Here is an 11772-nt window from a genome sequence, read left to right as displayed (position 1 = left end):
GGGGCCTCACCATACGGATCTGCTGATCTCCGCACTGTACCTGCCACGGTTGTGGCGCGCCGCCCCGTTGGGGTGGGGAGGGTTTTTCGCCCCCTGCGCCCCTGCCCGTCCCTTGTTCCTGGGGGCTACCGCCCCAGGGCCCCCGCATCGCACTGAAGGCGCTCGTCCTCAAACGCCGGACGGGCTGAAGATCTCCAGCGCCGGCCCGGGAAAAGCTTCAGCCCGCCACCGACACCGACGGCTCGCCCGAAGCGACTCCGTCCGCCTCCATCTGCTCGGCGATCTTCAGCGCTTCCTCGATGAGCGTCTCGACGATCTTCGACTCGGGGACGGTCTTGATGACCTCGCCCTTGACGAAGATCTGCCCCTTGCCGTTGCCGGAGGCTACGCCGAGGTCGGCCTCGCGGGCCTCGCCCGGGCCGTTCACCACGCAGCCCATGACGGCGACGCGCAGCGGGACCTCCATGCCGTCGAGGCCGGCGGAGACCTCCTCGGCCAGCTTGTAGACGTCGACCTGCGCGCGGCCGCAGGACGGGCAGGAGACGATCTCCAGGCGCCGCTGCTTGAGGTTCAGCGATTCCAGGATCTGCATGCCGACCTTGACCTCCTCCACGGGCGGGGCCGAGAGGGAGACGCGGATCGTGTCACCGATGCCCTCGCTCAGCAGCGCGCCGAAGGCGACAGCCGACTTGATCGTGCCCTGGAAGGCCGGACCGGCTTCCGTGACGCCGAGGTGGAGGGGGTAGTCACAGGCCGCCGACAGTTGGCGGTAGGCGTTGACCATGACCACGGGGTCGTTGTGCTTGACCGAGATCTTGATGTCCCGGAAGTCGTGCTCCTCGAAGAGGGACGCCTCCCACAGGGCGGACTCGACGAGCGCCTCGGGCGTCGCCTTGCCGTACTTCTGGAGGAGCCGCTTGTCCAGCGAGCCCGCGTTGACGCCGATCCGGATCGGGGTGCCGGTGTCCTTGGCGGCCCGCGCGATCTCCTTGACCTGGTCGTCGAACTGCTTGATGTTGCCCGGGTTCACGCGCACGGCCGCGCAGCCGGCGTTGATCGCCGCGAAGACGTACTTCGGCTGGAAGTGGATGTCCGCGATGACGGGGATCTGGGACTTCCTGGCGATCACCGCGAGGGCGTCGGCGTCGTCCTGGGTGGGGCAGGCGACCCGGACGATCTGGCAGCCGGACGCGGTCAGCTCGGCGATCTGCTGAAGCGTGGCGCCGATGTCCGACGTACGCGTCGTCGTCATCGACTGCACCGAGACGGGTGCGTCTCCGCCCACGGCCACGGTTCCGACCTGGATCTGCCGGGTCTTGCGGCGCTCGGCCAGCTTGGTCGGAACGGACGGCATGCCGAGAGAAATCGCAGTCATCTGCTGTGCAACCCCAAGTTGTGGATCAAGGTCCCGGAATTGTGGGCTCCAGGCTTCGAGATTACGGCACGGGCAGCGGCCCAAGCACATCCCGCCGGTAAACGCACTCAATGGTGGTCGGCCGGACGCACACAACGGCGGTGGCCGGGCAGTCAGTCTGCCCGGCCACCGCGAACGCTGTCTTACTAGGAGATTCTCACCGGGTTAACCACGTCGGCGATGAGCACCAGGATCGTAAAGCAGATGAAGACGCTGGCCACCACATAGGCGACCGGCATCAGCTTGGCGACGTCGAAGGGGCCCGGGTCGGGACGCTTCAGCACCTTCGCCAGGTTCCGGCGCAGCGACTCCCAGAGCGCGCCCGCGATGTGCCCGCCGTCGAGCGGCAGCAGCGGGAGCATGTTGAACAGGAACAGGGAGAGGTTGAAGCCGGCCACCAGGAACAGCATCATCGCGATCTGTTGCGAGGCCGGGATGTCGAGGGTGAAGACGTCGCCGCCGATGCGGGCCGCGCCGACCACGCCCATCGGGGAGTCGGCCGCGCGCGGACCGTCGCCGAAGGCCGCGTTCCAGAGGGCGGGGACCTTGCTGGGCAGGGCGATCAGCGACTCCACGCCGTTCTGCATCATGTCGCCCATGCGGTCCACGGACTGGCCGAACGACTGCTCGACGATGCCGGTGGCGGGTGTGAAGCCGAGGAAGCCGGCGTACACGTACTTGCCCTCGACATAGCCGCCGTTGCCGTCGCTCTTGCTGACCTGGTTCTTGATCAGGTGGGCGTTCAGGACGAGCTGCTCGCCCTTGCGCTCGACGGTGAGGGTGACGTCCTTGCCGGGGTTGGCGCGGATGTCGGACTGGAGGGTCGACCAGTCTGTGACGGACTTGCCGTTGAACGCGACGATCTTGTCGCCGCCCTGGAGGCCGGCGGCCTTGGCGGGCGCGGCCTCGTCGCCTGCCGCGCACTTCGTCCGGTTCTCGCTGCCCTGGATGACACAGTCGGAGACCTTGCCGACGGTGGTGGTCTGGGTCTGGATGCCGAACGTCATCATCACGCCGAGGAAGATCGCGACGGCCAGGATGAGGTTCATGAAGGGGCCCGCGAACATCACGATCACTCGCTTCCACGGCTTGCGCGTGTAGAAGAGGCGGTTCTCGTCGCCGGGCTTGAGCTCCTCGAAGGCGGCCGACCTGGCGTCCTCGATCATGCCGCGGAAGGGGGAGGTCGAGCGGGCCTCGATCCTGCCGTCCGGGCCGGGCGGGAACATGCCGATCATGCGGATGTAGCCGCCGAGCGGGACCGCCTTGATGCCGTACTCGGTGTCGCCCTTCTTGCGCGACCAGATGGTCGGGCCGAAACCGACCATGTACTGGGGCACGCGAATGCCGAAGAGCTTGGCCGTCGACAGGTGCCCCAGCTCGTGCCACGCGATCGAGATGAGCAGGCCGACCACGAAGACGACTATGCCGAGGATCATCATCAAGGTCGTCATGCACGAGCCTCCGCGGTTGTCGTCTGTGCTGTCTGTTTCGTCTGTGCCGTCAGTTCGCGGGCCCGGGCGCGCGCCCAGGTCTCCGCTTCGAGGACGTCCGCGACGGTCAGGGAAGTTCCCGTAACCGGTGTGCCGTGTTCCTCAACCACTCGGGTGACAGTCTCCATGATCCCGAGAAACGACAGTCCGCCGCTCAGGAACGCGTCCACGCACTCCTCGTTGGCGGCATTGAACACCGCCGGGGCCGTGCCCGCGAGCTGCCCGACATGCCGGGCGAGGGCGACCGACGGAAACGCGTCGGTGTCGAGGGGGTGGAACTCCCAGGTCGACGCCTTGGTCCAGTCGAAGGCGGGCGCGGCGTCGGGCACGCGCTCGGGCCAGCCGAGCCCGATGGCGATGGGCCCGCGCATGTCGGGGGGCGTCGCCTGGGCGATCGTCGATCCGTCGGTGAACTCAACCATCGAGTGGACATACGACTGCGGGTGCACGACCACCTCAATCCGTTCGAAGGGAATGTCGTAGAGGAGGTGCGCCTCGATGACTTCGAGCCCCTTGTTGACCAGGGTCGCGGAGTTGATGGTGATGACCGGCCCCATGGCCCAGGTGGGATGGGCGAGTGCGGCCTCGGGGGTGACGGCGGCCAGTTCGGATCTCGTACGTCCCCGGAAGGGGCCCCCGGAAGCGGTCACGACGAGTTTCCGTACGTCTGCCCGGGTGCCGGAGGCGAGGGCCTGGAACAGGGCGGCGTGCTCGGAGTCGACCGGGATGATCTGGCCGGGCTTGGCCAGCGCCTTCACCAGCGGGCCGCCGACGATGAGCGACTCCTTGTTGGCGAGCGCGAGGGTCCGGCCCGCCTCCAGGGCGGCGAGGGTGGGCGCGAGGCCGATGGAGCCGGTGATTCCGTTCAGCACGGTGTGGCAGGCGGAGGCGGCCAGGTGGGTGGCCGCGGCCGGCCCGTCGAGGATCTCGGGAAGGGCCTCACCAGGGGCGTACCGCGCCGCGAGGGCTTCCTTCAGTGCCGGTACGACGTCCTCGCGGGCCACGGCGACTGTCCGGACGCGCAGCCGGTGGGCCTGCTCGGCGAGCAGTCCGACCCTTCCGCCGGCGGCGGAGAGCCCGGTGACCCGGAACCGGTCGGGGTTGCGCAGCACGAGGTCGATGGCCTGGGTGCCGATCGAGCCGGTGGAACCGAGGATCACGACATCCCGGACTCCGTTCACGGGATCGAAGACAAGATGCGGATCAGCGAGGGGCGCTGGACTGTCGCTCATTCCCCCATTGTGGCCGCAATGCGTCACGCGCAGGACAGCGCGCCCTCTTCCGGTCCCATTAGCACCTACGTGTGCCGGAGGAACTGAAATCACCCTTTGTGAAACCAACGTGAAGATCACGTGATAACACTGCATCACCGGTCGGTGGACGACCGACCGGTGGACAAAACCCTGGGGGGTTTCTCATGCGGATCATGCGGATACGCGCTGCCCTGCCCGCTCTCGCGGGCGCCGTGGCACTGACCGGCACATTTCTCAGCACTCCGGCTCAGGCCGCCGGCGGTGTGACCATCAACCGGGTCTGGTTCGACAGCCCGGGATCGGACACCGGCTCGAACACCAGCCTGAACGGCGAATGGGTGCTGCTCAAGAACACCAGTTCCGCGGCGATCTCGGTCAAGGGCTGGATCCTGAAGGACATCGCGAACCACAAGTACACCTTCCCCAATATCAAGATCGGGGCGGGCAAGACCGTCAAGGTGCACACCGGTAAGGGCACGGCCACCTCGGCGAACCGGTACCAGAACCGCCGCGCGTACGTCTGGAACAACACGAGCGACACCGCCACGCTCACCAAGGCGAACGGCAGCAAGGTCGACTCGTGCTCGTGGACGACGCGGGATCCCAGCGACAAGTACTGCTGACCCGCCCTCACCGTTTGCGGCGGCGCCTGGCCCTCGACCTCTCGGGCCGGGCGCCCTCCCCCGCGGGGGCCTCCTCCGCGGGTTCGGGAGCGGTGTCGGCCGGGGTGAAGGCGCCCTCGACGACTCCCTCCGCCGTGTCGAGGGTGGGCGCGGTGAAGTGAAGTCCGTCGGTCGGCCCGCGACGGGTCTCGGCGGCCGGAGCCGCGGCGTCGAGGTTGAACACATAGCCGACGGACTCCTCCTTGATGGCCTCGGTCATCGCGCCGTACATGTCGAAGCCCTCGCGCTCGTACTCGACGATCGGCTCCCGGCCGAGCGTCCAGCGCAGGCCGATGCCGTCGCGCAGGTAGTCCATCTCGTAGAGGTGCACGCGCCATTTGCGGTCGAGGACGGAGAGAACGACCAGGCGTTCCAGGTCACGCAGGGCGTCGGCGCCGAGTTCGGCCTCTCGGTCCTCGTAGCGGGCGTGGATGTCCTCCGTCACCGCGTCGAGCAGCTCGGTGGCGGTGAGGTTCGCGCGGTCGCCCGCCGCGTCCTCCAGGTCCTCGACGGTGATCCGCACGGGGTAAAGCTGCCTGAGGGCGCTCCACAACCGCTCCAGGTCCCACTCCTCGGCGAAGCCCTCGCCGGTCTCCTGCTCGACGTAGGCCCGGACCGTGTCGTCCATGAAGTGCAGGACCTGTTCGCGCAGGTCCTCCCCCGCGAGGACCCGGCGGCGTTCGGCGTAGATGAGGGTGCGCTGCCGGTTGAGAACCTCGTCGAACTTCAGGACGTCCTTGCGGGACTCGAAGTGCTGCTGCTCCAGCTGGGCCTGGGCGGAGGCGATGGCGCGGGTGACCATCTTGTTCTCGATGGGTACGTCGTCGGGGACGTTCGCCATGGACATCACGCGGTCGACCACGTTGGCGCGGAACAGCCGCATCAGGTCGTCCTGGAGCGAGAGGTAGAAGCGGGAGGCTCCCGGGTCGCCCTGGCGGCCCGACCGGCCGCGCAGCTGGTTGTCGATGCGACGTGACTCGTGGCGTTCGGTGCCCAGGACGTAGAGGCCGCCGAGGCTCTTGACCTCGTCGTGTTCGGCGGCGGCCGTGGTGGTGATCCGGTCGAGGACCTTCTGTCGGTCCTCGGGGTCCGTGTCCGCGCCGGTCTCGGCGAGCGCCATGGCCTCCGGGTTGCCGCCGAGCATGATGTCGGTGCCGCGGCCCGCCATGTTGGTGGCCACGGTGACCGCGCCCCTGCGTCCGGCCTGCGCGACGATCTGGGCCTCGCGCTGGTGGTTCTTGGCGTTGAGTACCTCGTGCCGGATGCCTTCCCTGCGCAGCCGTGCGGACAGCACCTCGGACTTCTCCACGGAGGTGGTGCCCACCAGGACCGGCTGGCCGGCCTCGTGCCGCTCGGCGATGTCGGCGAGGATCGCGGCGTACTTCGCCTCCTCGGTGCGGTAGATCTGGTCGGGGTCGTCGACGCGGACCATCGGCCGGTTGGTGGGGATCGGGACGACGTGCAGCTGGTAGATCTGGTGGAATTCGGCCGCCTCGGTCATGGCGGTGCCGGTCATTCCGGCGAGCTTCTCGTAGAGGCGGAAGAAGTTCTGCAGGGTGATCGTGGCGAGCGTCTGGTTCTCGTCCTTGATCGTCACGCCTTCCTTGGCCTCGATGGCCTGGTGCAGCCCCTCGTTGTAGCGGCGGCCCGCGAGGATGCGCCCGGTGTGCTCGTCGACGATCAGCACCTCGCCGTCCACCAGGACGTAGTCCTTGTCCTTCTTGAAGTGCTCCTTGGCCTTGAGGGCGTTGCCGAGGTGTCCGATGAGCGGGGTGTGGTCGGACTCGTAGAGGCTCTCGATGCCCAACTGGTCCTGGAGGTACTCCACTCCGCGGTCCAGGATCGACACGGTGCGCTTCTTGGGGTCGTACTCGTAGTCGTACTGGGTGCGCAGCTCGGCGAGGCGGTCCTTGTCCGTCGGCGTGGTGAACTGCTCCTCCTGCACCAGGACGCCCTTCATCCGCAGGGCGAACCCGGCGAAGGACTCGTACCAGTGCGTGGGCTGGTCGGCCGGGCCGGAGATGATCAGTGGGGTGCGCGCCTCGTCGATGAGGATCGAGTCGGCCTCGTCGACGATCGCGAAGTGGTGGCCGCGCTGGACCAGTTCGTCCCTTGACCAGGCCATGTTGTCGCGCAGGTAGTCGAAGCCGAACTCGGTGTTGGTGCCGTACGTGATGTCGCAGGCGTACTGGTCGCGGCGCTCGGCCGGGGTCGACTGCGTCTTGATGACGCCGACGGTCAGGCCGAGGAAGCGGTAGGCGCGGCCCATCCACTCGGCGTCGCGCTCGGCCAGGTAGTCGTTGACCGTGACGAGGTGAACTCCCTTGCCGGTCAAGGCGTTCAGATACACGGGGAGCGTGCCGACGAGCGTCTTTCCCTCGCCGGTCTGCATCTCGGCGATGTTGCCGAGGTGGAGCGCCGCGCCGCCCATGATCTGGACGTCGAAGTGGCGCATACCCAGGGTGCGGCGCGCGGCCTCGCGCATCGCGGCGAAGGCTTCCGGCAGCAGATCGTCGAGGCTCTCGCCTGCGGCGTACCGTTCCTTGAACTCCGGTGTGAGCGACTGGAGTTCCTCGTCGGTCAGCTCCTTGAAGTCCTCCTCCAGGGAGCCCACCTGTTCGGCCACGCGCTCAAGGCGGCGCAGCATCCGGCCCTCACCGGCCCGCATGATCCTGCCGGTGATGGCGTCAAGGCCCTTGGCTGGCATGGGAATTCCCCCACAACTGAGCGGCGTCCGTGAGCACCCTTGTCCAGTGGTGGGCCCACCGGAGAATGCGGACGCCCGTTCGCCATTCCACTCATTTCATTGTTGGCGCACAGGTTCGGTGCGGCAAGCGGTGGAATGACGGACGGGGCTGCTGTGCGCTCCTGGGGAAAAGGTCAGCGAATGGGACGGTGGACGTTCTCCTTCTTGCTTGGGCCTGGCGACGCGTCGGCGATCCACGGGCCATCCCCCGACGGGTCGATCACGCCCTGCTCAAGCCACTCGTACCTGCCCGCCAGGACTCCCTTGACCACCTTGCCGTCAAGGTCGTCGGTGTTGGTCCACAGCCGACCGAAGAGTTCGTCGACGCGGATGCGGGACTGACGGCAGAAGGCGTCGGCGAGCTGGTAGGCCTCGCGGCCGTGCTCCTCGGTGGTGCGCAGGAGTTCGGCGCGTACACAGGCCGCGCTCATCGCGAAGAGTTCGGCGCCGATGTCGACGATCCGGCCCAGGAAGCCCTGCTTGGTCTCCATCCGGCCCTGCCAGCGGGACATGGCGTAGAAGGTGGAGCGGGCGAGCTTGCGGGCGCTGCGTTCGACGAAGCGGAGGTGCGGGGAGAGGTCGACGTCCTGGTTGAACTCGGCGTACGCGCGCGGGAGTTGACCCTGTCCTGCGACCAGCTTCGGCAGCCACTTGGCGTAGAAGACACCGGCGTTCGCGCCCGCCTTCGCCTTGTCCGAGAGGGACTTGTCGGGGTCGATGAGATCACCGGCGACCGAGAGGTGGGCGTCCACGGCCTCGCGGGCGATCAACAGGTGCATGATCTCCGTCGAGCCCTCGAAGATGCGGTTGATACGGAGGTCGCGCAGGACCTGCTCGGCGGGTACCGCCCGCTCCCCGCGCGCCGCCAGTGACGCAGCCGTCTCGAAGCCGCGGCCGCCGCGGATCTGGACCAGCTCATCGGCCATCAGGCAGGCCATCTCGGAGCCGTACAGCTTGGCGAGGGCGGCCTCGATCCGGATGTCGTTGCGGTCCTCGTCGGCCATCTGGGAGGACAGGTCGAGGACGGCCTCCAGCGCGAACGTCGTCGCCGCGATGAAGGAGATCTTCGCGCCGACCGCCTCGTGGAACGCGACCGGCTTGCCCCACTGCTCACGCGCCGCCGACCACTCACGGGCGATCTTCAGACACCACTTGCCGGCGCCCACGCACATCGCGGGGAGCGAGAGCCGGCCGGTGTTCAGGGTGGTCAGCGCGATCTTCAGGCCCGAGCCCTCCGGGCCGATCCGGTTCGCGGCGGGCACCCGGACCTGGTGGAAGCGCGTGACGCCGTTCTCCAGGCCGCGCAGGCCCATGAAAGCGTTGCGGTTCTCGACGGTGATGCCCTCGGAGGCCGCCTCGACGACGAAGGCCGTGATGCCGCCCTTGTGGCCCTCGGACTTCGGCACTCGCGCCATGACGACGAGGAGGTCGGCGACCACGCCGTTGGTCGTCCAGAGCTTCACGCCGTCCAGGAGGTAGTCGTCGCCGTCCGGTACGGCGCTCGTCGCGAGACGGGCGGGGTCGGAACCCACGTCCGGCTCGGTCAGCAGGAACGCCGAGATGTCGGTGCGGGCGCAGCGCGGCAGGAAGGCGTCCTTCTGCTCCTGGGTGCCGAAGAGCTTCAGCGGCTGCGGTACGCCGATCGACTGGTGCGCGGAGAGCAGCGCGCCCAGCGCGGGGTTCGCCGAGCCGATCAGGGCGAGCGACTTGTTGTAGTAGACCTGGGTGAGGCCCAGACCGCCGTACTTCGTGTCGATCTTCATACCGAAGGCGCCGAGTTCCTTGAGGCCGTTGATGACCTCGTCGGGGATCAGCGCCTCGCGCTCGATGAGCGCCGGGTCGATCTTCGTCTCGCAGAAGTCGCGCAGCTTGGCGAGGAACTCCTCGCCGCGCCGGGCGTCCTCGTCGGCGGGCAGGGGGTGCGGGTGGATCAGGTCGAGCCGGAAGCGGCCGAGGAAGAGCTCCTTGGCGAAGCTGGGCCTGCGCCAGTCCTGTTCGCGCGCGGCCTCGGCCACCTGCCGGGCCTCACGTTCGGTGACGGTGGGCTTGTGGGGTGTTGCGGTCATGAGGGTCACCTCGCCGCGCATCGGGAACAGGGTTTCGTGTACCGATCTCCTACGCTCCGGTACCCCGATCTTGTGCACCATTTCGCTGATCTTCGGGCGCACGTTACCGATCGGTTCTACTCGATCGTATTTACCTGATTCCGGGTGACCCCACCAGCCCTCGCGCGGCGTTCGGCCCAACGCGCGGCTCAACGCGCGGCCCAACGCGCGGGCCGACGACGCACAGGGCCCGGCACCGGAAGGCATCGGCGCCGGGCCCTTCATCGGGAGCCTATATGAAAATGGTTCCCATGAGCTAGTTGTTGGGGAGGGAAGGTCAGAGGGCGAGACCCGTCAGAACCAGCACCCGCTCGTACGTGTAGTCGTCCATCGCGAACTTCACGCCCTCGCGGCCCACGCCGGACTGCTTCACACCGCCGTACGGCATCTGGTCGGCACGGTAGGACGGCACGTCACCGATCACGACGCCACCCACCTCCAGGGCGCGGTGGGCGCGGAACGCGGTCTGGAGGTCGTGCGTGAACACGCCTGCCTGGAGCCCGTACTTGGAGTCGTTGGCGGCGGCGAAGGCGGCTGCCTCGCCCTCCACCCGCCGTACGGTGAGGACCGGCCCGAAGACCTCCTCGCAGGAGATGGTGGTGTCCTGCGGTACGTCGGCGAGCACGGTCGGCGCATACGCGGCACCGTCCCGCTTGCCGCCGGTGAGCACACGGGCACCGGCCCCGGCCGCCTCCTCCACCCACGCCTCGACGCGCTTGGCGGCGTCCTCGCCGACCAGCGGGCCGACGTCGGTCCTGTCGTCCGACGGGTCCCCGGTGACCTGTGCCTCGACGGCGGCGACGATGCGCGGCAGCAGCCGGTCGTACACGGACGCGTCCGCGATCACCCGCTGCACGGAGATGCAGGACTGGCCGCCCTGGTAGTTGGAGAAGGTGGCGATGCGGGTGGCGGCCCAGTCCAGGTCCGCGTCGCTCGCCCAGTCGGCCAGCACCACGGCAGCGCCGTTGCCGCCGAGCTCCAGCGTGCAGTGCTTGCGCGGCACGCTGTCCATGATCGCGTAACCGACCTTCTCGGACCCGGTGAAGGAGATGACGGGCAGCCGCTCGTCCTGCACCAGCGCGGGCATCCGCTCGTTCGACACCGGCAGGATGCTCCACGAACCGGCGGGCAGCTCGGTCTCGGCCAGCAGCTCGCCGATGAGGAGGCCCGACAGGGGGGTCGCGGGCGCCGGCTTCAGGATGATCGGCGCGCCGGCGGCGATGGCCGGGGCGATCTTGTGGGCGCACAGGTTGAGCGGGAAGTTGAAGGGAGCGATGCCCAGCACGACGCCCTTCGGGAACCGGCGGGTCAGCGCGAGCCGGCCCTGACCGCCGAGGTCCGTGTCGAGCCGCTGCGCCTCGCCTCCGTTGAACCGGCGGGCCTCCTCGGCCGCGAACCGGAACACCGACACCGCGCGGCCGACCTCGCCGCGCGCCCACTTGATCGGCTTGCCGTTCTCGGCCGAGATGAGCCGGGCGATCTCCTCGGTCCGCTCGGCCAGGCGCTTCGACACGTGATCGAGGGCGGCGGCCCTGACGTGCGCCGGGGTCGCGGCGAACTCGTCCCGTACCGCGTACGCGGCGGCCACCGCTTCCTCGACCTGGGCGTCGGTCGGCACGCTGACCTGGCCGACGAGCCGGCCGTCCCACGGGGAGGTGACGTCGAACGTGGTCTCACCGGTGGCCTGGCGGCCGGCGAGCCAGAAGGCGTGGGGGGAAGTCATGTATGAGTCCGGCCCTTCCGAGGTTGGTTGGCGTGGCTTTCGTCGTCAACGTTAGGGGTGGGACAACCGGAGGGCGTTTGTACGAGGCGTAGCAGTCGAGGTGGGGGGTGCGCCGCTTTGGCGCGGTCGTGGGTGGTGCGGGGCGGGGTTTTTCGCCCCCTCCGCCCCTACCCGTCCCTTGCTTTTGGGGCTCCGCCCCAGACCCCGCTCCTCAAACGCCGGAGGGGCTGGATCTTTCCCCGGCGGCGCTGAAATCTTCCAGCCGGGGAGCGACCGAGATCTTTCAACGCCGGCCGGGGAGAGATCTTCAGCCCGTCCGGCGTCTGAGGACGAGGCCGTCCAGGCCGACAGCGGGGGTCTGGGGGCGGCAGCCCCCAGG

At 68.5% G+C, this 11772-nt stretch carries 7 protein-coding genes; 1 reads left to right on the top strand and 6 read right to left on the bottom strand.

What is annotated here, in order from left to right; translation table 11 throughout:
- Positions 1 to 217: 217 nt before the first annotated feature.
- From ispG to dxr, 3 genes are all read right to left on the bottom strand, one after another.
- Positions 218 to 1375: a flavodoxin-dependent (E)-4-hydroxy-3-methylbut-2-enyl-diphosphate synthase gene (ispG, locus tag ACFWP7_RS34230; protein WP_384389680.1), complete on the bottom strand. Its 1158-nt coding sequence runs from the start codon at positions 1373 to 1375 to the stop codon at positions 218 to 220.
- Positions 1376 to 1560: 185 nt separating this feature from the next.
- Positions 1561 to 2865, bottom strand: a complete 1305-nt coding sequence (locus ACFWP7_RS34225) for a M50 family metallopeptidase (protein ID WP_384389678.1) — start codon at positions 2863 to 2865, stop codon at positions 1561 to 1563.
- Positions 2862 to 4136, bottom strand: coding sequence for a 1-deoxy-D-xylulose-5-phosphate reductoisomerase (gene dxr, locus ACFWP7_RS34220; protein ID WP_384389677.1), 1275 nt, complete (start codon positions 4134 to 4136; stop codon positions 2862 to 2864). The genes ACFWP7_RS34225 and dxr overlap by 4 nt, the downstream gene beginning before the upstream one ends.
- Before the next feature lie 194 nt (positions 4137 to 4330).
- Between dxr and ACFWP7_RS34215 the strand changes: the two genes are divergently transcribed.
- Positions 4331 to 4780, top strand: coding sequence for a lamin tail domain-containing protein (locus ACFWP7_RS34215; protein ID WP_384389674.1), 450 nt, complete (start codon positions 4331 to 4333; stop codon positions 4778 to 4780).
- Between the two features lie 7 nt (positions 4781 to 4787).
- Here the strand turns inward: ACFWP7_RS34215 and secA are convergent, their stop codons facing one another.
- From secA to ACFWP7_RS34200, 3 genes are all read right to left on the bottom strand, one after another.
- Positions 4788 to 7526: a preprotein translocase subunit SecA gene (gene secA / locus ACFWP7_RS34210; protein WP_384389672.1), complete on the bottom strand. Its 2739-nt coding sequence runs from the start codon at positions 7524 to 7526 to the stop codon at positions 4788 to 4790.
- Positions 7527 to 7699: 173 nt separating this feature from the next.
- Entirely contained in the window at positions 7700 to 9631 is a 1932-nt protein-coding gene (locus ACFWP7_RS34205; protein WP_384389669.1) for an acyl-CoA dehydrogenase family protein, read from the bottom strand.
- Positions 9632 to 9947: 316 nt separating this feature from the next.
- On the bottom strand, positions 9948 to 11393 hold the full coding sequence (locus tag ACFWP7_RS34200) for an aldehyde dehydrogenase family protein (protein WP_384389666.1): 1446 nt from the start codon (positions 11391 to 11393) through the stop codon (positions 9948 to 9950).
- Between the last annotated feature and the right edge of the window lie 379 nt (positions 11394 to 11772).

This window comes from Streptomyces sp. NPDC058470, assembly GCF_042721055.1.
Lineage (GTDB): Bacteria > Actinomycetota > Actinomycetes > Streptomycetales > Streptomycetaceae > Streptomyces.
Note: the sequence above shows the minus strand (reverse complement) of the source record. Positions and strands in the feature narration are given on the sequence as shown.

Excerpts from the sequence above, each read along its gene's own strand:
- ispG (WP_384389680.1), bottom strand. The coding sequence starts at position 1,375 with ATGACTGCGATTTCTCTCGGCATGCCGTCCGTTCCGACCAAGCTGGCC.
- ACFWP7_RS34225 (WP_384389678.1), bottom strand. The coding sequence starts at position 2,865 with ATGACGACCTTGATGATGATCCTCGGCATAGTCGTCTTCGTGGTCGGC.
- dxr (WP_384389677.1), bottom strand. The coding sequence starts at position 4,136 with ATGAGCGACAGTCCAGCGCCCCTCGCTGATCCGCATCTTGTCTTCGAT.
- ACFWP7_RS34215 (WP_384389674.1), top strand. The coding sequence starts at position 4,331 with ATGCGGATACGCGCTGCCCTGCCCGCTCTCGCGGGCGCCGTGGCACTG.
- secA (WP_384389672.1), bottom strand. The coding sequence starts at position 7,526 with ATGCCAGCCAAGGGCCTTGACGCCATCACCGGCAGGATCATGCGGGCC.
- ACFWP7_RS34205 (WP_384389669.1), bottom strand. The coding sequence starts at position 9,631 with ATGACCGCAACACCCCACAAGCCCACCGTCACCGAACGTGAGGCCCGG.
- ACFWP7_RS34200 (WP_384389666.1), bottom strand. The coding sequence starts at position 11,393 with ATGACTTCCCCCCACGCCTTCTGGCTCGCCGGCCGCCAGGCCACCGGT.